Genomic DNA, 21,391 nt, shown 5'->3' with positions numbered 1-21,391 from the left:
TGTTGGTTTGATTTATTGACGGGATGTAAATACGATCGGAATTTTCATTTCAACGCTAACTGCCTTGCCATTCTTCATTGCTGGTTTCCATTTTGGCGACATTTTCATAACCCTTATGATTTCTACGGCAGTTTCAGCATCTGAAAACTGTAAAAGTTTAATTTTTTTTATGCTTCCATCTGGCTCTACATTAAATGATACTAGGTTTTTACTTTCTGTTTTTGAATTCTGAGCTTTAAATTCGGTATTGAAAAAATCAAAGAACTCTTTCATTCCTCCCGGAAACTCAGGATATGCTGAAATCTCGGCTCCATATACATCTTCTGTATCCATTAATAATTCTTGAGACTGAGCATCATCAAATGATAAAAATACCAAAATTAAAAGAATACATGCCTTTTTTATGATATTGCTCATGGCTTAAGGAATATTTAAATATTTATGAGTCTGCAACGAAACTCTCCATTTCGGATTGTTCATCACATAATCCACAATCAGCGGCGTCATCGCTTCTTTTTTGCTCCATTCTGGCTGCAGGAAAAGAATCGCATTTTTATTTACTTTTTCTGCTTGTTCTTCAGCAAAAATAAAGTCATGCTTATTGTAGATAATTACTTTAAGCTCACTTGCATTGTCATAGACAGTCTGAGTAGGAAGCTTGTTTTTCTTTGGAGAAAGCGTAATCCAGTCCCAGTCTCCGGATAGCGGATAAGCACCGGAAGTCTCTATATGGATCCTAAGATTTTTCTCTTTAAGTTTTTGCGTCAGCGGCCCCATATCCCATGTCAATGGCTCTCCTCCTGTCACAACGACGGTATCGGCATATTTCTTTGCATTCTCTACAATTGCATCTATTGCTGTTGGCGGATGTACTTCGGCATTCCAGCTTTCTTTGACATCGCACCAATGACATCCAACATCACAGCCTCCAATACGGACAAAGTAAGCGGCAGTTCCTGTATGATATCCTTCGCCTTGAATAGTATAAAATTCTTCCATCAAGGGAAGCATTTCTCCTTTTTCAACGGCGGTCTGTAATTCTTTCTTCAACATCATCTTTAAAATAGTCTGCAAAGATAGGGATTTGATTTTGGATTGCCGATTTTTGAAACAAGGGTTTAGGCAAAGTTTAAGATTCAGCTACCTTAAGCCAAAAGAAGGCATAAAAAAAACCGGCAGATTAATCTGCCGGTTTTATAAAATCATTCTATTATTTTTTCAAGACATCAAGAGATTCTTTGATGTATTGGCTGTTTGGATCTAAAACCAAAGCTTTTTCAAAATATTCTTTTGCTTTTGCTTTGTCAGAGATAGCATAGTGAGAACCGATGTAAGAGTAAGCTCCGATCAATCCTGCTTTTACGCTTTCTTTAGCTAATTCAGCTTCACCTTTTGCATGCACAACTTCAATGTATTTTTGGTAGTGAGCAACGGCGCTATCTTTCGCTTCTTGTCCAACAATGAATCTGTTGATTTTAGCTCTGTTCAAGTGAGCATCTTGTGTTGTTGGAGAACCAGCTACTACATTTCCGTAGGCTGTGTCTGCTTTTTTAAGCAATTCTTGTACTTCAGGTTTGTTTCTTTCTGCATCTGTTTTCAAGTCATTTGCAACATAGAACAATACTGCATTTCCAAGGTAGAAATTATCAAGAAGTGCATTTTTAGAATTTGGTGCTTTTGTAGCAGGCTCAAATACTTTAACAGATTCTAGATATAATTTTTGCTTGTATAATGATACCCCTAAGTCACTGAATTCAGCTCCAATCGCAGGATCAATTTCTGTAGCTTTAGCCAAATCTATCATTGCGCTATCGAATTGTGCTTTGTCAGCTATAGTTCCTTCGGCAGTAATTGCTTTTCCTAATTTAGCTTTTGCCAAGAAAAGATAATCTCTACCGCTTACTCTTTTCGGATCCGCCTTTGCAATGAAATCGTTTAAAGCTTTGATACTTTCATCATAGTTTTTGTTTTCGTATGCAGCATATCCTAAATATCTGTAGATTCTAGGATTTACTTTATCCAATTGTTGCATCGCTTGTGCTTCTTTTTGCAATGCTTGATAATCTTTTGCCAAAATCAAGAAATCTGCATGACGCATTCTTGAGTCAAGAGAATAATCAGTCAAGCTCATGTATTTTTCATAATACTCTAATGCTTTTTTGATGTATTCTTCACGCTTAGATGTATCACTAGTACTCCAGAAATAATACGTCTCAGCTAATTCACGATACACAGGGCCGTAATTTGCATTTAATTTTATTACTTCATTAAAAGCAGTAATCGCCTCTGGGAATGCTTTTGCATTTTTAGTAATAACACCCAATTGCATTTTTGCACGTACTAATGAATTGTCTAAATCATAAGCAGTTCTGTAAGAGCTGTAAGCACTGTTTACGTCAGCATCACCAAACTGAGCATCTCCTAAACTCAAGAAAGCTTGAGCATATTTTGAATCCACAGCAATCGCTTTTTTCAATGAAGTTATTGCTTTTTTATAATCGTGATTTTCAGAGTTGATATAGGCTTTACCAATATATAAAAACTCTTCAGCATCTTTCTTTTTTAGGTTTGCAGTCGCTTTATTGAAATTGGCATCAGCTTCAGCAGCATTGCCTTTATCAAGACTGATTTCTCCAAGTCCTATATAGTTAAAATTGCCATTATCTTTAGCAACAATACCCTTGTCAAAATAAATTTTCGCAGAGTCAGCATTATCTAACGCAAGATATACTTCTCCTAAATGAAAATAATTCTTTCCTTTATCAGGGCTAGAAGCGATTAATGATTTCAGGATTGTTTTGGCTTTTTGATATTGTTCAGCATCAATTGCTTTTTTGGCTTGGTCTAAATCCTGAGCAAAAGCTGCAGTTCCAAAAAAGAATAGCGACAAACTGATAAACTTAATTTTTTTCATTTCTCTGTTCTTTATAATTTTTATTTATTTTCCACATCTTTTCTAACTTTAACTTCTCGTAAAGCTAGTCTAACCGGAGCTAGTCCAGATTTCAAAACTATCCTCTGTCCCACGTCTCCTGCAACAAAAGTTGCAAAACCCATACCCAAACCTACGGCACCTTCATAATTTAACATATAAATCTTGCGTGATAAGGGATATAATCCCTCTGCCAGATTGGACTGACTAGGCTTATAATACTCCGAAGAGTTGGGCTCACTTTTAACATTTTTGACTGCCAAAACCTTGACGTTGGTTGTAGAATTCAACATATCTGGCATGGGCTGTGTTATCCAATTGACCCCAATCACGCCAATATATCCGTCATTCTCGCTTATGTATTTGATAACGTCATTGTTTGATTTTAAAGCAAAAATATTTTTGTTGTCTACTTTTGCTACGGATGCTTTTTTGCTCAAGACATCAATAGTACTAGAATTTGCATTGTCAAATACCAATCCTTTGATGGAAGCGACGGGCTTGCCATTCATAAAATCGATTACGTCTTGTAAATCAATTACTGAGTCTTTTGCTTTTTTGTTTGCAATCAGGGCAATGCCATCAATTGCAATTTGTGTTATTCTAGGTGTTATGCCTTTATCAGCAAAAATTCTTTCTTCGCCTTTTGTCAATGTTCTAGACATGACCACCAATTGTGTAGAGTCTTTCTTCAAAAGATCTAAAATAGCTCCTTCTGTAGTCGATACCAAGTTTACCTTTTCGGGTCTTTGGCTATGAAAAACTGAAACTTGGTCTTCCATTATTGGCATGACAGTTTCATCGACATAGAAAGTTACTGTATCGTTTCCTTTTGCTTTCTTATCTGCACAAGAATCAATAAAAAAAATCGCGATTATAAATGCGAAAGAAAAGAATAGGAATCTTAGATATTTTGGCATATCAGAATTAATTAGAAATTCATTTTTATTATTGGTTCTTCCTGAAGAAGCGTACGAATCTAAAAAAAGAGTATACGATCAGCAGCAGTCCGAAGGCTACTCTATAAGATTGAGGCATATCAATAGGCATGTTTTGCCAAAAAATAATGGCGATGCCTAAAACGAAATACATCAAAAAAAACAGGATTCCTAAAATGAGAAGAAATCGCTCAATGAGCGATTTCTGATCTTTATTGGCCATATTCCTACTGACGTTCATTAGTTAGATTTAATCACTAACTTAATCGGAAGGTTATAGGAAACACGTACTGCTTTACCATTTTGGATACCAGGCTTCCATTTTGGAGCTGATTTCAACATTCTGATTGCTTCTTTACCTGTTCCGTAGCCTAAGTCTCTTACAACTTTAATATCGGTAAGACTTCCATCTTTTTCAACAACGAAGTTTACGATTACGTTACCGCTAACATCGTCATCTACTTCAGGAACTCTATAGTTCTTTTTTACGTAAGCATAGAAACCTGCGATACCTCCAGGAAACTCTGGCAAAACTTGTACAGATGTATAAATTTTGTTTGGATCTTCCTCAATAACTTCAGCGTCTACTTTGATTTCGCTTGCTGTACCATCAAGAACTACTTCTCCACCTTCTTTTGCTTTAACTGTTTCTGAACCTGTTTTTTTAAGTTCATCAACAACAGCAACTTCTTCTTTTACGACCTGCTTGTCTACAACAACTGGCGGTACATATTTTTGAATATCTACGTTACTTTGAGTCTGTTTTTGAACAACCGGCTCAACAATAATCTCTTCTTTTTTTACAGGCTCTTGAATATTTACTAAAACTACTTGTTCGTCTAAAACTTCGTCTTTTTTAGCAATATTGTCAGAGATAAATTTAGAAATAATTGGAATGCATACCAAAAACAAGAAGATAAGACCTCCAATAAGCAATGCTTTTAAGGTTCTCTTTCCGCTATTTGTACGTAACTCATACGCTCCATAGCTTTTATTTCTGCCTTCAAAGACATTCTCAATCCAGCTTTGTTCGAATAAGTCTAATTTTGAATTTGACATATTTTAATTTTTTAATAGATTAATGAATCAGACTAATAAATTTTATTGTCTTCCAAAAACTTAATGTCTGCATCTGTTATGTCAACAATCGCATATTTTTTCACCTTAGTGATTGCCATCTCGTCAAGAATATCAACCAAATTTTTATAATTTGATTTTTTACTTGGTTTTATGATAATGGTAATACCACTTTTTTCAAGATCTGCGCCATCTGCTTTATTTTTTGCATCAACGCCAGCTTTTTTGTTCAAGATCAAATCTCTAACACCTGTTTTTCCGTATCCAGATACAACAGGTCCGTCAAGAGGTGGTCCGTCTGTTCTTCCACTATACCAAACCAATTTATCTCCAGATCCTAACACCAAAGTTAAAGTTCTCCAAGCTGGAGTTTCTGGTGGAACTGGATCATCAATTTTAGGTTCATCCGGCATAGCCAAATTCATCGATTGAGGCTTTGACAACGTAGTCGTTAATATAAAGAAGGTAATCAATAAGAATGCCAAATCCACCATGGCCGTTAAGTCAACCGAAGGATTTGATTTTTTACTTCTTACTTTGCCACCGCCTTTTTTACCACCGCCGTCGCCCGTATTTAATTCTGCCATTTCTTACGAATATATTATTTTATTAAAAATCATCACTTCTTAGACCAGTAACCAAGAAAAAGTTATTCTTATTTTGTTTTTGCAAAATGTCTAAAACTTTTTTTACCGTCGGATATTCTTCCTTAGCATCACCTTTAATAGCGATATCTAAATCTTTACCATCTAAATCTTTAGTTACTTCTCTTGAAATCTTTACCCAGTCAGCTAGCTGATTGTTGATAGAATCATAAGGCACTCCTGGTTGAGTTCCTTCTCTCATCCTATCCTCATTTTTCATATCAATCAACTGCTTCATTTGTCTGATATCAACTCCAAAACCATCAAGAAGTGCAAATTTCTTTTTGTCTGCTTCTGAGAATTTAACACCGTATTTCTCTCCCATTCTTCCTAGAGTCTCCGATCTCACTTCTCTTCCTGTCACACCAAAGAAAACTTTCTCTTTACCGATAGTCAAGGTAGCAAGGTTTTCTTCTGGCAATTTAGTCTGAACCGTTGAGGCTGGAGTATCTACTGGCAAAGCTTCTGGGACTTTTGCTGTAGCTGTCATAATGAAAAAGGACAGAAGAAGGAATGCCATGTCACACATCGCAGTCATGTCAATTCTTGAACTTTTCTTTGACAATTTTATTTTAGCCATTGTTTATTTATTTTTTAATCAAAGCCAAGAAGGAGAAACTTCCTTCTCGTGCTTTAATATATTATGAAACTTATTTTAATTAGTCACGGTTTGTAGCTCTTCTGTAAGCTTGAGTGATTGTAAAACCAGCCTCATCGATAAAGTAAGTCAATGTATCAATTTTAGAGGTAAAGTAGTTGTAAACAACAACTGCAAGAGCTGAAGTCGTAATACCTGTCAATGTATTGATAAGTGCTTCAGAGATACCATTTGCCAATTCAGCTTGGTCTGGAGTTCCAGAGGTTGCCAATCCAGCGAACGCTTTAATCATCCCCGATACAGTTCCCATCAATCCTAATAATGTACCCAAAGATACCAATGTAGAAAGGATAGTCAAGTTTTTCTCAAGCATTGGCATTTCTAATGAAGTAGCCTGCTCTATTTCTTTTTGGATTACTTCTGATGCTTTTTCAGTATCAAAGTTCTCTCTTTTTACTTCTTGATATTTAATCAAACCTGCTTTTACAACGTTTGCAACAGAACCTTGTTGTTTGTCACAAGCATCTAATGCACCTTGGATATCTCCAGCTGCGATTTGACCTTGAACGCTTTTTACGAATTTTTCAACATCTCCTTTTCCAGCCGCTTTAGTGATAACAAAAAATCTTTCGAATGAGAATACGATTGTCATCAATAGTAATCCCATCAATACAGGAACGATAAAACCTCCTTTGTATACCATCCCTAGGTAGTTACCTTGTAAAGGCTGTCCATCTGGGTTACTATTTTGGAAGTTTGAAGGAGAACCCATTACAAATTCCCATACCAAATATCCGATAAGAATACAAATTACGATAGTCAATCCTGCAAATACGTTAGAGCTTTTGCTGCCTGCGTTGTTTTGAACCTTTGCGTTTGATGCCTGTGCCATTTTTTTTAATTTTAGTTTTTTAATTTTTAGAATTTAATTTTGGTAATAGATAAAATTATTTACCTGATTATTTTATAAGAACGACAAATTTATATTTTTAGTGGATAAAAAAAAATAAAATGCAGTTTTTTATTCCGTCTTAACTATATATTATTACAATCTTAACGAATAAATAATAAGAAATTTAAAATAATTTGTTTGAAAAATAAGGATAGAGCACTGGTTTAAAACTACTTATCTGCTTTTATCACCAAAAACGCCTAAGTTTTATACTTAACAAACCTAGATTTATTGCGCTGAATTATAACTCAATAATGATAATTTTATTACACTCAATGATATTAAAGCTATATCCTAATTATTTAAGGCTTAATTTGTGGCAATAATTAAAAACAATCCTAAATTTGTAACATTCGTTCATTTTTACTCACCATAAACATTTTTTTGCTCATGGCTTCAAAAGAAGATTTCATCAGTCATATTAACACAGGATATGCTACAAAAGGCGAAAGCATTATACTCGGAGGCGCAATGCTCAATGGAGAAGCGCTGCCAGATGCCCATATAAAAATCCCTTTAAAAACCTTAAACCGCCACGGCTTGATTGCCGGTGCTACAGGAACCGGAAAGACAAAAACCATTCAGGTACTTTCAGAACAACTGTCGCTTCTAGGCATACCGGTATTGATGATGGACATCAAAGGTGATTTCAGCGGTATCTCTAAACCAGGTATCGAGCAGTCTTTTATAACAGAACGCCACGCTAAAATAAACATACCTTACCAAGTTTCTGGATTTCCAGTAGAATTGTTGACATTATCCAAACAGAATGGCGTCCGCCTTCGCGCTACGGTTTCTGAATTCGGTCCTGTGCTTTTCTCTAGGATTTTAGACTTGAACGATACCCAGGCAGGTGTCGTAGCCGTGATTTTTAAATATTGCGACGATAACCAGATGCCCTTGCTTGACTTGAAAGACATCAAAAAGGTCATCAATTATATTACTGAAGAAGGAAAAGCCGAAATCGAAGAACACTACGGAAAAATTTCTACCTCAACCACAGGAACCATACTCAGAAAAATTATCGAATTAGAACAGCAAGGCGCCGATCTTTTCTTTGGCGAAATGTCGTTCGACATCAATGACTTGATGCGGATTGATGAAAACGGAAAAGGCTACGTGAACATCATCCGCTTGACGGACATACAGGATAAGCCGAAGCTTTTCTCCACCTTTATGCTGAGTCTTTTGGCTGAAATATACAATACTATGCCTGAACAAGGCGACTCTGGACAGCCTGAATTGGTTATTTTTATTGATGAAGCTCACTTGATTTTTAATCAAGCCAGCAAAGCACTTTTAGATCAGATCGAAAGCATTGTGAAATTAATCCGTTCTAAAGGAATCGGACTTTATTTCGTGACCCAGAATCCTATGGATGTGCCAAGTTCTGTCTTAGCACAATTAGGACTAAAAATCCAGCATGCGCTAAGAGCTTTTACTGCTAATGACAGAAAAGCCATCAAGATGACTTCGGAAAACTATCCAATTTCAGAATACTACAAAACTGACGAGGTACTAACATCGCTCGGAACTGGGGAAGCTTTGGTTACGGCCCTGAACGAAAAGGGAATACCAACACCTCTTGCCGCAACCATGATGCGAGCACCCATGAGCCGCATGGACGTGTTGACAGACAACGAAATCAGCGAAATCAACAACAGCTCTAAACTGGTAAGAAAATATAACGAAGTGATCGACCGTGAGAGCGCTTATGAAATGCTGAACAAAAAAGTTCAAGACATCCAGAAAGAAGCTGCCGAAGCCGAAGAAAAAGTGCAAGAACAGAAACAAGAAAAAAAGGAAGCGAGCGAGCCGATGAGCCAGACTACAAAAAGCATCATCAAGGTGTTTACGAGCGCGACTTTTATTCGAGGCGTATTTGGAGTACTGACGAAAATATTCAAAAAATAAGATGAAAGCCTTTATTACGATCGGACTGCTCATTTTATCAAATGTCTTTATGACGCTGGCATGGTATGGACATCTAAAGTTCAAGGAACTCAAATGGTTCGAAAATGCAGGGCTGATAACAATTGTGTTGATAAGCTGGGGACTGGCTCTTTTTGAATACTGTTTCCAAGTTCCGGCCAACAAGATCGGATTTAACGGAAACGGCGGTCCGTTCTCGCTCATGCAGCTCAAAGTCATCCAAGAAGTCATCACGCTTATTATTTTTGTAATCTTCTCCCTGCTCTTTTTCAAAAACGAAACTTTCAGATGGAATCATGCTATCGGTTTTATGTTTCTGATACTGGCTGTCTATTTTATATTTAAAAAATAATGAAAAAATATACCCTACAAAAAGCACCTTTTATCGTTCCGACAGACGATGGAAAATTAATCGAAGAACATTTTGGAAACGCCACCAATGGAAACTCCGAAGTATCCATCGCGCACATGGTAGCACCGCCAAAATGGAGCGAGCCTTTCCAAGTTCCAGAATTTGACGAATACACCTATATTATAAAAGGCAAAAAGCAATTTATCATTGAAGGCGAAACGGTAATCTTAGAAGCTGGACAATCGATTAAAATAGAAAAGAACGCAAGAGTGCAATATTCAAATCCTTTTGATGAGCCTTGCGAATACCTGTCTGTTTGCCTGCCCGCTTTTTCTTTAGAAAAAGTTAATAGAGAAGCGTAAGCCCTTATTATTTGGTAACTTTACGTGCAAATGAAACCCGTATGGAAACCAAAAAAAGAATCATAATCGTAGGTGCTGGATTTGCAGGACTGACCCTTGCCGAAGACCTTGAAAATACCGACTACGAAGTATACCTTATCGATAGAAATAACTACCATCAATTCCAGCCACTCATGTATCAAGTGGCTACGGCAAGACTAGAACCCGCAAGTATTTCCTTTCCGCTTCGGAAAGTTTTCCAGCGTTCCAAAAATGTAAAAATCCGAATCGCAGACGTCTTGAGCGTCGAGACTGAAAACAAGTGCCTGAAAACCTCCATCGGGGATTTTTCATATGACTACCTTGTCTTGGCTTATGGCTGCAAGACCAATTATTTCGGAAATAAGAATCTCGAAAATTGTGCCTTCCCAATGAAGTCTGTACCTGAGGCCATACAGTTGCGAAACCGCATACTCCAGACTTTTGAAGATGCCGTTGTTACAAAAAATCCGGAAGAGCTTCAGTATATTCTCAACTTCGTGATTGTCGGCGGCGGCCCTACCGGAGTAGAATTGGCCGGGGCTTTGTCTGAAATGAAAAAGAACATACTTCCGAAAGATTATCCAGACAAGGATTTCTCTAAACTCACCGTCTATCTTCTAGAAGGCTCTCCTAATGTCTTGAATGCGATGAGCGATGATTCAAAAAAAGCTTCTCGAAAATACCTTGAAGATCTTGGCGTTATCGTAAAAACAAGTACCGTTGTCGAAAATTACAACGGAAGAACCGTCAGTCTAAAAAACGGCGAGAGCATTGAGGCGAAAAACGTTATCTGGGCGGCCGGAGTTACCGGAAACCAGATTGAAGGCATTCCGGAAGCATCTATTACGAGAGGAAACCGACTCATCGTCAACCGATTTAACGAAGTAGAGCATTTAAAGGATGTCTTTGCGATTGGAGACATTGCTTACATGACTACTCCTAAATATGTAAACGGGCATCCTCAGCTGGCTGCAGTTGCCAACGAACAGGCAAAGGTTTTGGCGAAGAACTTTAAGCTTCAGACCAAAAATAAACCACGAAAGGAATACGAATATCACGATAAAGGCTCTATGGCAACTATAGGAAAACGAAAAGCGGTAGTCGATCTGCCCAATTTCAGCTTCCAGGGGCGATTTGCTTGGTTCACTTGGATGTTTGTGCATCTGATGCTGATCTTGAGCGTCAAGAACAAGCTGACCATTTTCGTAAACTGGGCTTTCAGTTATTTCAGCAACGATTCTACGCTTCGTGTCTTGATAAAGCCTGTGACCAAAAAAGTAGAAAACTAGTCGAAATAGGATATAAAAAAATTGGGATTAAAGGTTATCATAACTTTTAATCCCAATTCTATTTTATAGCGATATTTATTTCTTTTCCAGCAATTCTAGTATCTTTTCTTCTACTTCGATGCTGTTCCATTTCTCTTCGATATGGTCCATTTTCAGGACTTCTTCCATCAAACGGTTCTGGAAATCTCCTACTTCTAACGCTTGTGAATAGGGATCTAAGCTAAAGGTCACGCGGCTGTACATCGGCAGCCATTTATCGGGATGCTTTTCTGAAAACCATTTTTCTATTTTTTTCTGCAATAGGAATTTTTCATCAGCGGTCTTGGAACTCATTTCCATAAAATTCCTGTAAGACAGTTCGGCTATGGCATCGGTATTAGGCTTTCTGCTTTTTTCATATTCTTTAAAGATTCGCTCCCAATCGTTGCCGAATTCTTCCATGAATTCATACAATACGGTAATATCTTCAAAGCCAGCATTCATGCCTTGTCCGTAAAACGGAACGATAGCATGGCAAGCGTCGCCGATTAAAGCTACTTTATCACTATACGTCCACGGAAAGCATTTCATGGTCACTAAAGTACTGGTCGGGTTCTTAAAGAAATCTTCGGCCAGGTTTGGAATTACGTCTATAGTATCCGGAAGGTTTTTTTCAAAAAAGTCTTCCACTTGTTTTCTGTCTTTGAGCGATGCAAACGAATTTTCGCCTTCAAAAGGCATAAACAGCGTGCATGTAAAACTTCCGTCAAGATTAGGAAGCGCAATAAGCATATAGTCGCCTTTTGGCCAAATGTGGAAGGAATTTTTATCAAGCCTGTGCGTTCCGTCTGGATTTGACGGAATATTAAGTTCTTTATATCCTGTCTGAAGAAATTCTTGCGAATAGTCAAACATGCTCTGGCGCTGCATTCTGTGGCGAACCCTAGAAAAAGCTCCGTCGGAACCAAAAACCATATCATATTTTACGGACTCCCACTCTCCTCTTTCTGTCTCTCCAATATGCAAAGTGGCATCTGCCAACGTGACGTCCCAAATTTTCTTTTCGAAGAAAAATACGGCACCCGCTTCTTCGGCCAAGTCAATCATTTTTCGATTCAGGGTTCCTCTAGAAATAGAATAGATGCTCTCGCCTTCTTTGCCGTAGGGCTGAAAATTCAGCTTATCCTTTAAATGGATTGCTCTTTTGTCCATAGGGATTGAAATGGCCCGGACCGCATCCCCAACCCCGACACCGTCTAATGCTTTCCAGCCTCGATGCGACATTGCAAGATTTATGGAACGTCCGGAAAATTGGATTTTTCTGATATCAGGACTTCTATCATATACATGAACGGAATGGCCTGCTTTTTTAAGGTATATTGCCAACAGCGAACCCACCAGACCGGAGCCTACAATTGCAATATTTAAAGGATTTTGCATTAAGAGTAGAATGTAATTATAAGATATCAAATTTAGGGAAATATGATAACAATTGTTATAAAAATAATTTTTTATTTAATCTTTAGACATCTTTATTGAAAACAATACCACTAAATAACAAATAAACAGAATTTAATTCATGTAATTTGTTAATTTTAAATTAATTACATTATCTTTATCGTAATTTCTTAAAATAAATATTTAGTTGCAGAAGAGCCACAATTCTGTATAATATAAAATCACCCCAATTAGAGAACTATCACGGTATGAGTTTTATTATTAATTTTAAATATTCTATTTATGAAAACAAAACTACCTTTATTGTTTTTATTATTCTGCGGTATTGCAAATGCGCAGACGTACACGTTTAACACGGTAACGCCGATTCCGGATGGAACAGGAACTAGCTGCGGCTCAGGAAATTCCGCAGGAAGCGTCTCAGTCTCTCTTAATGTTCCTATTACGGCAACAATTACAGATCCTACAAAGGTTACAATTAATCTCGATCTAGTTCATACGTGGCTAGGTGATGTGGTGGCCGAGCTCGGAACTCCCGCCGGAGGATCGTGTGCCTTAATCAAAAGACTTGGAGCCGCTACCGATACCAGCTGTGGTGACAGTTCTGATTTTGCTACAGGAAACGTATTGAGCTTTAACGCCGCCAATACGACAGCCATCAATGTGGTTACGCCTGGCGCAGCACAAAGTATTCCAGCCGGCGCTTATGCTCCTACCGGAGGGACTTCAACGTATCCAACAGATATTCCGCTGTGCAACCTGACTACCTTTTTGAATGGCGTGGCTGTCAATGGCGACTGGACGATGACCTTGTATGATAATGGTGAAGAAGATACCGGAAGCCTTAATGCTTGGCAGATTATTTTCACTACAGGATTTGACCTGAATACTCAAGATTTTCTTTTTACAAAGAGAATTTCGGTCTTAGGAAATCCCTTCAATGAGGCATTGACTTTAAAGCTAAACGAAGCCGGAAATACGAGCACCGTATTGCGCATCTTTTCTATAGACGGAAGAGAAGTCTTCAACAAAAGCTATGCTTCAAATGATGCCGGACAAACGATCAGCATCGAAACTGGGGCATGGCAGCAAGGTATCTACATGCTGGTTCCTGAAATTGACGGAAGAAGGCTAAATGCTATCAAACTGGCAAAAAAATAAGCAATCTGATCTCCCAAACTTAAAAGCCTGCAGCACAAGTGCTGCAGGCTTTTTATTTTTTAACTTCTATTTGTTCGGATTCGGTTTCTTCTTCTTTCGAATCTATCATTTCTATTTTTATATCATAACGTTCTTCTTTCCTGCCTTGCCTCGGAAGCGGAGCTCCGCCGATACCTGCCGCCATAGAAGCCAAAAGAATCAGCATGGCATAGGCCAGAAGCCGCAGCTTTTTTTTGAAACTTTTCATAATTTACGCGTGTCTTTGAGCAATTGCAATAGCAGCAACAGCTTTGTCAATTAAAAAATTTAAAGAGGATTGGACCTAGAGAGGTCTAGCGAATTATGAAATAGGAGTATCTTCTCCTGAATTTCTAGAAATGGCTTGCGGACTAAAGAATTGCATCTTTGATTTGAAAGAACAATAGTGTCTGTGTTTTTCGACCCATTTTTACTTTAGCTGCTGTATTGTGAGCGATAATGAAATGGAACGAATAAAGGGGCTTGCTTACCTTGAGATCGAAAGTACCGAGCTCAAGAGCTCTTTTATAAGAAATGGCTTTTTGCTTAGTACTGTTGCTTTTTAAAAAAGAGGTTTTGGAATGAAACGGTTGCTTTTCGAGATTTACAGAACCGGAACCATAGGAAACGCCAAGCAACAGGGTTAGTGCCAGTAGTGTTTTTAGCAGCAGGCTTTTGTAATATGCTGATTGTGATTTATTCATCCCGCCAAAGGTATGTTTTTATGGCAACGTATTATCTAAAAACAACGGGCTTTTTTGATTTTGGAATCTTGACGATATGAAAAGGCTGTGTCATTACCGATGTTCCTCCGCCCGTATTTAGATTCTGTAGGGTTACAACAATCGTGGCTTCATTTTCTGTAACTTGTGTAATGTCTATGGTATGCCCTCCGTTGCCTTTAATTTCATCAAAGACAGCGATGATTTGGAAAGCGTTAAAATCGATATTGGTTTCTGAAAAACTATTCGAGACAGGATTTCGAGCATCCATCTTTTGCATCAGAAGGTTCCAATCGGTTTGGTTGTAGATGACCACATTCTGTCTTGGGATATTTTCATCGCCATTGCCATAGAGATTGCCTTTTCCAATCAGCATCGCATCAATAACGCGCGACTCTTGGTTGCCATCGCTGCTGCAGCCTTGAAGCAGAACGGTTAGTAGTAGTGCAAACATTTTCATAGTCCTGATTTTTAAAATGATAGGTATAAATTTAATAAAAAAACCCGTGCTGGGCACGGGTTTTAAAATTCTTTATTTCTTAATCAGTTTCTTAGTATCGACTATCTTGCCATTGCATACCAAGGCTACCGTATACAGGCCGCTTGGGTAATTCGTGACATCGATATTAATTTCTGAATTTTTCACATCTAGGATGTAGTTGTTCGAGGCTCTGTTAGCACCATAGCTTCCAATAATGGTCAAGTAGGCTGAGCCGGCATCATTAAGCTTATAGGATACCGTAACATTATTTTTAGCAGGGTTAGGTGCGATACCTCCTAAAGAGCTTGGATTCATCGTTACCTGAACTTCGGCATAATCTTTAAGCCCGTCTGCCAATGCTACAACTTCTAGCTTGTATTTTTTAGCCATCTCAACAGATACTGTAAAGTCTTTTCCTTGGTAGATCATGTTGCCTTCGGTATCGTACCAGTTATAGACTACGGCTTCGTTCAGCTGTGCTGCGCTTAATGTAATGACTTCGTCTCTATCCGCTTTTTTATCGTTACCAGCATCGGCAACAAGTCTTCTGCCGCGGGTTTCGCCTTTGTTGACTAGATAGGTTTCGCCTCCTACAACATCGCCTGTTTCGGCATCTCGCTGCACAATATTGTAGACAAACTGCTGCGGAGTCATATCATCATTTAAGAAAGCAAACGTCAGGTTGAGCGTTCCTAATTCGTTAGGCTCAAAGACGATATTGTTCAGGGTAGCATTGTTTGCCCTGACAATTCTTGACATCCTGTCTCTTCCTTCCACTAATCCTCGACCTACAGCTCCTCCTCGTTCCCAGGCTCGGTACAGTCGTTCGTCCATTTTGACTGTTATTTGGGCTTGTTCAAAAATCGGCCTTACGTCTGGGATGTCTTCGGCTACAAATTCTAGGAAGTATTTCTTAGCAACTTTCACAGGGTTTCCTACTCCAACAACGCCTCCGACGCTTCCGTTAGCAAGTACATCGACAACCGTAACGTTTTTCCACGCAATATTGTTGTTGTTCTTGACATTGAGATTAAGGTCTGCTGTTTCTGGGAATGTCATCGAATCGCTGGCGGCTTCAATTCGGGTCAGCAGACAGAAATGCCACGGCTCTGGATTGATGGGCGCGTAATCGGCAGGATTTGGAACGTTCCATGCAAACGTCAGGATAACTTCTTGTCCCGGCTGGAGTACCGGAATCGTAATTCCTGCTAATGCTCCTATTTGTTTGCCCATGAGCACGCCGCCTACATAGTAGGTTCCGTTCCAGCTCATCGGCCAATTCAATGAAGTACCGGCTTTAGCCCAATAAAGTTTCAGCTTTTCGTTTCCTAAAGAAGCAACGCAGCTTTTGTTTCTTACGCGTACGCGTACGTAGTTAGGATTCGTAGGGCTGTAATCTGGATTTTGGTGCACCAGACCACTGTCATTATAGTTTCGTACCCAGATGTCTTCACTGGCCCACATGTATGGCGAAATAGTATTCGGCTCGATTCCTAGATCTGCAGGAGTGTCTTTCACATAGAGGTCTACGGTTGGCGAGTACATTTGTTGTGCACGCAATACAGCGGCATAAGCATCTATAAGTCCATAACCTGCTTGGTTGTTCCATGTTCCGTTGGTTCTTCCGGCTGTGGTAGAATAGCTAAAGCCTGGAATTTTTTGAGAAGTGCCTTCAATGATATCTCGTACTTGTTGCCCAGTAAGACATGGATTCACAGAAAGAATCAAGGCTACCAGTCCCGTTACGTGCGGACTTGCCATAGACGTACCGTTCATAGATCCTGTACTGTTGGTTGGGATGGTAGAAAGAATATTGCTTCCAGGCGCTACTACGTCAAGCTTGGTTCCGTAGCCCGAAAAGCTAGAACGCGCTCCTGTAGAGGTAATCGATCCTACGGTCAAGATATTATCTGTAAAAGTACCTGGGTAGTCCATTACCGGACCGCCGCTTCCAAAGTTTCCTGCGGCAAAAACAACTACAGTTCCTTTGCCTCCTCTTCCGTTTGCCAGCGCATTAAGGATCGCACTTTCTAGAGCCGCACTATACAGCTGTGCATAATAAGCTCCTCCTTGGTCGCCCCAAGAGTTATTGATAACATCAGCTCCGTTGGCTACAGCCCAGTTGATTCCAGAAGCAAGCTGTGCAGAGACATTAGGAACCAATCCTAACGAGTGGCTCACTGACATCAATTTCGATTGTGGCGCTACTCCAACTACCTGAAGATTGTTGTCTTTTACGGCTCCAACGGTTCCTGCTACGTGAGTACCGTGATTGTTGCCTGAGATAAAAACACTAGGGCTGGTACCACTCTGCGCATCAAAGCTCAAAGGCGAGATATTGGCAGCCAAGTCGTTGTGGGTCTTGTAGATTCCTTGGTCGAGGATGGCTACATTCACGCCGCTTCCTTGTGTAATCGTCCAAGCCTGGCAGGCATTGATATCGATGTTAGGATTGGCGCTGTTGCTAAGCCCCCAAAGGCTTCCAAAGTTGGTGTCATTGGTACAAACCGACCTGAAATTAAACATAAAGGCAGGATCGATGTCGGCAAACTGTCCGGTTTCATAAAACAGGTTGGACATTTGCAGCGAAGTGCTTTGGTTGTCTGGTTCTACTGCCAAGATATACCATAAAGGCATTCCTTGAATCTGCTCTACGATCTTCACTTTGTTTTCGGAAGCAGTCTTTTTGAGCAGTTCAAAACCTCTATCGTCTTTTAGCTTGACATAGAAAAGGCTGGATGTTCCGATAGACGCTGCCTGAGGTCTTTTAAAAAAGAGGGAAACGCTTTTGATGCCTTTGATCTTTCTTAGGTCGCTTATGGCCTTGTCAAAGTCGGCGCTTGATGGTTCCGACTGGAATTCCAGCTTTCCAAACTTTTGGCGCTCTCCGGTAGAACTGTCGTCTTGCAGCGTAACGTCTTTAAATTTTAATCCGTCGAGGGAGGATTTCTGAAAATCTTCTGAAGTATTTATGTTCAGGAATTTTCGGTCTAGATTGAGGGCAATTTTTTGGTCTTTATAATAATAAAAATAGCCGTTTTGGGCATTCATTCCAACAGCGCCCAAGAAAAATGCGAGTAGTAGTATGTAAATTTTATTATTCATGATTTCATAGTTTAGATTAATAATTGTTTAGGCATGCTAAATCGGGCCATAGTTCATGGCGGATGAATAGACTTTAAATTCATCTGTAGAAAAGTGGGTATGTTTAATAAGTGTGCCATACTGTTATGTGGAGGTGGTAGCTCCGTATATAACCGTTTAAAACATGCAACTATTTAAACTTCAATAGGTTTACCGAATTTACAATAGCTAAAAACCGTATCCTTACGATTTTCCCCATCGTGCTGTTTTTTTCTAAAAATAAGGGCTATTGGTGTTCTTTTTTTAGGCTTTAAAAGCAAAAAAAGACCGGCAGCAACGCCCGTCTTTCTTTAGATTTTTATCTTTTCTGCTGGTTCTTTTCTTGGGACTAAATTTTTTTTATTTTTTTTCGCAACGGTTCCAAAAAAAGGAGTGAATTACGTTTTTCCTCAAAGAAAAATACACACAACCCATTACTTTACAATAGGTTATAATACAAAAATAACACAACCAATTGCTGCTTTTTTAGTTTTAAAATAACGACGATGCTGCCCCAAGTGTAGTTTGCAACTGTTTTCGAAACCCTCCTATTAAAATCAAACAGGGACTTTCTACAAAAACAGCGACGAAATCCCAATAAGGCTTGCTGTTTATAAAAAAGCATCCCTAAAGCAGAGAACAAGAAAGCAAAATCAGGAAATTGGGAACGCTGAAAAGTTAAAGAGGGATACCAATAAGAACTTAAGATGTAGTAATAAGAACTTGAGCAGTGCCAATAAGAAGATAAGATGTGCCAATAAGAACTTGAGCAATGCCAATAAGAACATAAGATGTGCCAATAAGAACTTGAGCAGTGCCAATAAGAACTTAAGATGTGCCAATAAGAACTTGAGCAGTGCCAATAAGAACTTAAGATGTAGCAATAAGAACTTGAGCAGTGCCAATAAGAACTTAAGATGTGCCAATAAGAACTTGAGCAGCGCCAATAAGAAGATAAGATGTGCCAATAAGAACTTGAGCAGCGCCAATAAGAAGATAAGATGTGCCAATAAGAACTTAAGGGATATAATTATTGCACGCAGATGACACCGATTTTATTAAAACCAGCTTTATTTCGTCTCAATATTCACAATCGTTTCTCCTGATGTGCCAAGATAGTGTTTTACCAAAGCTTCGTATAAGCTGCCTCCTATATCGGAGTTCGTAAAAATCAGCAGGCCTTGTTTTGTTTTCGGCAAGATAAATACAATGGCCCTGACGCCTAGATCGGCTCCTCCATGCGCAAGAGCATAGTCGCCTTGGCCCAGATCGTAGATTTCGAATCCTAGGCCAAAGTGCTTGCCTTTTTCGCTTGCGATCTGCGAAATAACCATTTCTTTAAAAGTATTTTCAGGCAACAACGTTCCGTCCATTATAGCAGTAAGCAATTGGCCATATTCCTCGATAGTCGTCAACAGGTTATCGGCCGCGTTGGGTGTTGTATTCTTTTCTATCTCATACGGCTTTAGCTCTTTGTCATAGCCGGTGGCGTATCGTGACGCGTCGGTATTTTTAGTCCAAACGTAGCTGGTTTCGCTTATTTTTAGGGGCTGAAAAATCAATTCGGATGCTAATTGCTGCAAGGTTTTATGAAACTTGTTTTCTAAGGCTTTGCGCAGGTATTCGTATCCTTCCCCTGAATATTGGTATTGGGTTCCGGGGTCGGACAGAAAACTTAATTTTTTGTCGGCATTGGCCAAGCGCCAATTCGGGAAGCCGGCTTGATGGCTCAAGAGGAGTCGGGTGGTGATTTGTTTGTGTCTTGGGTCTTTGGCAATATCAGGATCAGTCCAGTAGTGGTAGACTGGCTTGTCTAAGTCCCATTTCCCTAGGCTGGCCAATCTCAATGCGACCATGGCCGTTACGGGCTTGGTTACAGAAGCCACATTAAAAATCGTATTGTAGGGTGCGGCAACGCCTGCCTTGATTTCGCCAAAGGCTTTTACCTGCTTGAGCTTTCCGTTTTCGATTATTCCTAGGCCAAGAGCGGGTACCTTATTTTCCTTGAGCCACTTTTCGATGGCGGCATCGTTGTCGAAGGCAGGTACTTCTGAGGTCTGCAATTGTTTGTTGACATGTTCGTAGCTGTAGGATCTGGACAGCTTCCATTCGCCGCTTTCTAAAAGCCAGAGGTGGCTGAATTTTGCCGAACTGCCAAACTTTTCGGGCTGTGAGGGTTGTTTTTCAAAAAACTGATGCACGCCTATCTGGAGCGCTCCGTATATCTTGCCTTGATTCTCTCTGTCATAAAGGGCATAGATTTCTGTGCTTTGGGGCAACAGTTCTCTTCGGGCCTGAAAGTTTTTGGGATCGGTGCATAGTCCGGACTCAAAGTCTTTTAGGAATTTCTTTTTGTCAGACCTGCCGCCTACGTCATGATAGAATTCTAAGTTTTCGCTCATCAAGTTTTCAAACTGGGAGATGTCGCAGGTATTGAAGCCAACGTTAAACAGCAGGCTGTCTTTTGATATAATCGTCTTATAGAGCTCGCTTGTTTTTTCGACCTGTGCATGGCTCTTTTGCGGCAAAGCGAATAGGAAAAGGAATAAAAAATAAAAGAATCGTATCATTGCTAAAGTTTTTGGCAAAGATTGGTTTTTACTGCTATAGGCGCCTAAAAATCAACCCGTCAAAAACCCGACAAAGACCCGAAAGGCTTACAACATATTGAATTTCAACTTAAAATAGAGTTTTTGGTGCCTGTCGATTTCGGCCGCATTACGCAGGATGATAAACAGGTTTGACAGTACGATGCAGATTATCAGCCCTAAAGTAAACTTGCCTCCGAGTTTTAGAAAGATACCGAGCATAAAAACAATAGGCGCTAAAATCGTCCAAAGAATCTGGACGGAAACGATCTGTTTTACCAGTGGGTTTTTCTGCTTTAGGATACTGGCCAAAAGAAGCGGCACCAAAATATTTAAGGGCGGCAACACAACAAACAGCAGAGAGGAAAGATTGACCAGCTTGATTTTTGAATAGTCGATTGCAACCGATTCTTGTTTGGCTTCTGCTTTTTCGCCGCCAATTGTTTCTGTTTTTGTGTTTTTATCCAGCAATTCGCTTTCTTGGATTTCTAGAACTTTTGCTAAGGTTTTGAGCGTATAGCCTTTGGGTAATGTTCCGGCTTCGATTCGCTGTATCGTCCTAACAGAAATTCCGGATTTTTCGGAAAGTTCTTCTTGGGTTAGGTTTTGCTGTTCTCTTATACGTTTTAGTGTTGGCATGTGTTATGTAATTGCGCCACTAAATATAATTAACTTTAGGTAAATGAGCATAAAATTTGTGAGGGCAGATTTTGGATTTGGGAAAGATGCAAATAAAAACCCTTTGTTGAGGAAAGGGTTTTGTT

Annotated in this window: 21 protein-coding genes; 5 read left to right on the top strand and 16 right to left on the bottom strand. The window is 39.4% G+C overall.

Annotation, left to right across the window (positions count from 1 at the left end; translation table 11 throughout):
- Positions 1–12: 12 nt before the first annotated feature.
- The 8 genes from GGR22_RS09890 to GGR22_RS09855 all read right to left on the bottom strand — a co-directional run bounded on the left by GGR22_RS09890 (position 13) and on the right by GGR22_RS09855 (position 7,081).
- Positions 13–417 (bottom strand): energy transducer TonB, encoded by a 405-nt coding sequence (locus tag GGR22_RS09890; RefSeq protein ID WP_182493476.1) that lies wholly within the window; start codon positions 415–417, stop codon positions 13–15.
- 3 nt (positions 418–420) lie between these two features.
- A complete protein-coding gene (locus GGR22_RS09885) occupies positions 421–1,053 on the bottom strand; it encodes a 7-carboxy-7-deazaguanine synthase QueE (RefSeq protein WP_121376161.1) in 633 nt (210 codons plus the stop codon).
- A 157-nt stretch (positions 1,054–1,210) separates the two neighbouring features.
- Positions 1,211–2,914 carry a tetratricopeptide repeat protein gene (locus GGR22_RS09880; protein ID WP_182493475.1) on the bottom strand — a complete coding sequence of 568 codons (1,704 nt, stop codon included), beginning with the start codon at positions 2,912–2,914 and terminating at the stop codon, positions 1,211–1,213.
- A 20-nt stretch (positions 2,915–2,934) separates the two neighbouring features.
- Positions 2,935–3,852 (bottom strand): PstS family phosphate ABC transporter substrate-binding protein, encoded by a 918-nt coding sequence (locus tag GGR22_RS09875; protein ID WP_182493474.1) that lies wholly within the window; start codon positions 3,850–3,852, stop codon positions 2,935–2,937.
- A gap of 258 nt (positions 3,853–4,110) precedes the next feature.
- Positions 4,111–4,929, bottom strand: coding sequence for an energy transducer TonB (locus GGR22_RS09870; RefSeq protein WP_121376157.1), 819 nt, complete (start codon positions 4,927–4,929; stop codon positions 4,111–4,113).
- 32 nt (positions 4,930–4,961) lie between these two features.
- Positions 4,962–5,534: an ExbD/TolR family protein gene (locus GGR22_RS09865; RefSeq protein WP_121376156.1), complete on the bottom strand. Its 573-nt coding sequence runs from the start codon at positions 5,532–5,534 to the stop codon at positions 4,962–4,964.
- Between the two features lie 22 nt (positions 5,535–5,556).
- The gene (locus GGR22_RS09860; protein WP_121376155.1) at positions 5,557–6,171 is read right to left on the bottom strand and encodes an ExbD/TolR family protein; all 615 of its coding nucleotides are present in this window, start codon (positions 6,169–6,171) and stop codon (positions 5,557–5,559) included.
- Between the two features lie 79 nt (positions 6,172–6,250).
- Positions 6,251–7,081 carry a MotA/TolQ/ExbB proton channel family protein gene (locus GGR22_RS09855; RefSeq protein WP_121376154.1) on the bottom strand — a complete coding sequence of 277 codons (831 nt, stop codon included), beginning with the start codon at positions 7,079–7,081 and terminating at the stop codon, positions 6,251–6,253.
- A gap of 450 nt (positions 7,082–7,531) precedes the next feature.
- On the opposite strand from GGR22_RS09855, the gene GGR22_RS09850 reads away from it, so the two are divergent.
- The 4 genes from GGR22_RS09850 to GGR22_RS09835 are packed head-to-tail and all read left to right on the top strand — an operon-like array spanning position 7,532 to position 11,097.
- Entirely contained in the window at positions 7,532–9,055 is a 1,524-nt protein-coding gene (locus GGR22_RS09850; RefSeq protein WP_182493473.1) for a helicase HerA-like domain-containing protein, read from the top strand.
- Between the two features lies 1 nt (position 9,056).
- Complete coding sequence (locus GGR22_RS09845; protein ID WP_121376152.1) at positions 9,057–9,425, top strand: DMT family protein; 369 nt, start codon at positions 9,057–9,059, stop codon at positions 9,423–9,425.
- A complete protein-coding gene (locus GGR22_RS09840) occupies positions 9,425–9,787 on the top strand; it encodes a cupin domain-containing protein (protein WP_182493472.1) in 363 nt (120 codons plus the stop codon). The genes GGR22_RS09845 and GGR22_RS09840 overlap by 1 nt, the downstream gene beginning before the upstream one ends.
- A gap of 41 nt (positions 9,788–9,828) precedes the next feature.
- Complete coding sequence (locus tag GGR22_RS09835) at positions 9,829–11,097, top strand: NAD(P)/FAD-dependent oxidoreductase (protein ID WP_182493471.1); 1,269 nt, start codon at positions 9,829–9,831, stop codon at positions 11,095–11,097.
- 75 nt (positions 11,098–11,172) lie between these two features.
- On the opposite strand, the gene GGR22_RS09830 is transcribed toward GGR22_RS09835, so the two are convergent.
- On the bottom strand, positions 11,173–12,516 hold the full coding sequence (locus GGR22_RS09830; protein WP_121376149.1) for an FAD-dependent oxidoreductase: 1,344 nt from the start codon (positions 12,514–12,516) through the stop codon (positions 11,173–11,175).
- Positions 12,517–12,816: 300 nt separating this feature from the next.
- Between GGR22_RS09830 and GGR22_RS09825 the strand changes: the two genes are divergently transcribed.
- The gene (locus tag GGR22_RS09825; protein ID WP_182493470.1) at positions 12,817–13,695 is read left to right on the top strand and encodes a T9SS type A sorting domain-containing protein; all 879 of its coding nucleotides are present in this window, start codon (positions 12,817–12,819) and stop codon (positions 13,693–13,695) included.
- A gap of 52 nt (positions 13,696–13,747) precedes the next feature.
- Here the strand turns inward: GGR22_RS09825 and GGR22_RS09820 are convergent, their stop codons facing one another.
- The 7 genes from GGR22_RS09820 to GGR22_RS09790 all read right to left on the bottom strand — a co-directional run bounded on the left by GGR22_RS09820 (position 13,748) and on the right by GGR22_RS09790 (position 21,266).
- A complete protein-coding gene (locus GGR22_RS09820) occupies positions 13,748–13,942 on the bottom strand; it encodes a hypothetical protein (RefSeq protein WP_182493469.1) in 195 nt (64 codons plus the stop codon).
- 142 nt (positions 13,943–14,084) lie between these two features.
- Entirely contained in the window at positions 14,085–14,417 is a 333-nt protein-coding gene (locus GGR22_RS09815) for a hypothetical protein (RefSeq protein WP_182493468.1), read from the bottom strand.
- 31 nt (positions 14,418–14,448) lie between these two features.
- Positions 14,449–14,895 carry a protease complex subunit PrcB family protein gene (locus tag GGR22_RS09810; RefSeq protein WP_182493467.1) on the bottom strand — a complete coding sequence of 149 codons (447 nt, stop codon included), beginning with the start codon at positions 14,893–14,895 and terminating at the stop codon, positions 14,449–14,451.
- Between the two features lie 72 nt (positions 14,896–14,967).
- Entirely contained in the window at positions 14,968–18,021 is a 3,054-nt protein-coding gene (locus GGR22_RS09805; protein ID WP_182493466.1) for a S8 family serine peptidase, read from the bottom strand.
- A 671-nt stretch (positions 18,022–18,692) separates the two neighbouring features.
- A complete protein-coding gene (locus tag GGR22_RS09800) occupies positions 18,693–19,049 on the bottom strand; it encodes a hypothetical protein (protein ID WP_182493465.1) in 357 nt (118 codons plus the stop codon).
- 60 nt (positions 19,050–19,109) lie between these two features.
- A complete protein-coding gene (locus GGR22_RS09795) occupies positions 19,110–20,609 on the bottom strand; it encodes a serine hydrolase (RefSeq protein ID WP_182493464.1) in 1,500 nt (499 codons plus the stop codon).
- A gap of 87 nt (positions 20,610–20,696) precedes the next feature.
- Positions 20,697–21,266, bottom strand: a complete 570-nt coding sequence (locus GGR22_RS09790; RefSeq protein ID WP_182493463.1) for a helix-turn-helix domain-containing protein — start codon at positions 21,264–21,266, stop codon at positions 20,697–20,699.
- Positions 21,267–21,391 lie beyond the last annotated feature (125 nt).

Origin of the sequence: Flavobacterium gossypii, assembly GCF_014138495.1 — a bacterium.
In the GTDB taxonomy this organism is placed as follows: Bacteria; Bacteroidota; Bacteroidia; order Flavobacteriales; family Flavobacteriaceae; genus Flavobacterium; species Flavobacterium endophyticum.
This window is presented reverse-complemented; position numbering and strand designations above follow the sequence as displayed.

Bases quoted from the DNA above. Each gene is read 5' to 3' on its own strand.
- GGR22_RS09890 (WP_182493476.1), bottom strand. From the start codon at position 417: ATGAGCAATATCATAAAAAAGGCATGTATTCTTTTAATTTTGGTATTT.
- GGR22_RS09885 (WP_121376161.1), bottom strand. From the start codon at position 1,053: ATGTTGAAGAAAGAATTACAGACCGCCGTTGAAAAAGGAGAAATGCTT.
- GGR22_RS09880 (WP_182493475.1), bottom strand. From the start codon at position 2,914: ATGAAAAAAATTAAGTTTATCAGTTTGTCGCTATTCTTTTTTGGAACT.
- GGR22_RS09875 (WP_182493474.1), bottom strand. From the start codon at position 3,852: ATGCCAAAATATCTAAGATTCCTATTCTTTTCTTTCGCATTTATAATC.
- GGR22_RS09870 (WP_121376157.1), bottom strand. From the start codon at position 4,929: ATGTCAAATTCAAAATTAGACTTATTCGAACAAAGCTGGATTGAGAAT.
- GGR22_RS09865 (WP_121376156.1), bottom strand. From the start codon at position 5,534: ATGGCAGAATTAAATACGGGCGACGGCGGTGGTAAAAAAGGCGGTGGC.
- GGR22_RS09860 (WP_121376155.1), bottom strand. From the start codon at position 6,171: ATGGCTAAAATAAAATTGTCAAAGAAAAGTTCAAGAATTGACATGACT.
- GGR22_RS09855 (WP_121376154.1), bottom strand. From the start codon at position 7,081: ATGGCACAGGCATCAAACGCAAAGGTTCAAAACAACGCAGGCAGCAAA.
- GGR22_RS09850 (WP_182493473.1), top strand. From the start codon at position 7,532: ATGGCTTCAAAAGAAGATTTCATCAGTCATATTAACACAGGATATGCT.
- GGR22_RS09845 (WP_121376152.1), top strand. From the start codon at position 9,057: ATGAAAGCCTTTATTACGATCGGACTGCTCATTTTATCAAATGTCTTT.
- GGR22_RS09840 (WP_182493472.1), top strand. From the start codon at position 9,425: ATGAAAAAATATACCCTACAAAAAGCACCTTTTATCGTTCCGACAGAC.
- GGR22_RS09835 (WP_182493471.1), top strand. From the start codon at position 9,829: ATGGAAACCAAAAAAAGAATCATAATCGTAGGTGCTGGATTTGCAGGA.
- GGR22_RS09830 (WP_121376149.1), bottom strand. From the start codon at position 12,516: ATGCAAAATCCTTTAAATATTGCAATTGTAGGCTCCGGTCTGGTGGGT.
- GGR22_RS09825 (WP_182493470.1), top strand. From the start codon at position 12,817: ATGAAAACAAAACTACCTTTATTGTTTTTATTATTCTGCGGTATTGCA.
- GGR22_RS09820 (WP_182493469.1), bottom strand. From the start codon at position 13,942: ATGAAAAGTTTCAAAAAAAAGCTGCGGCTTCTGGCCTATGCCATGCTG.
- GGR22_RS09815 (WP_182493468.1), bottom strand. From the start codon at position 14,417: ATGAATAAATCACAATCAGCATATTACAAAAGCCTGCTGCTAAAAACA.
- GGR22_RS09810 (WP_182493467.1), bottom strand. From the start codon at position 14,895: ATGAAAATGTTTGCACTACTACTAACCGTTCTGCTTCAAGGCTGCAGC.
- GGR22_RS09805 (WP_182493466.1), bottom strand. From the start codon at position 18,021: ATGAATAATAAAATTTACATACTACTACTCGCATTTTTCTTGGGCGCT.
- GGR22_RS09795 (WP_182493464.1), bottom strand. From the start codon at position 20,609: ATGATACGATTCTTTTATTTTTTATTCCTTTTCCTATTCGCTTTGCCG.
- GGR22_RS09790 (WP_182493463.1), bottom strand. From the start codon at position 21,266: ATGCCAACACTAAAACGTATAAGAGAACAGCAAAACCTAACCCAAGAA.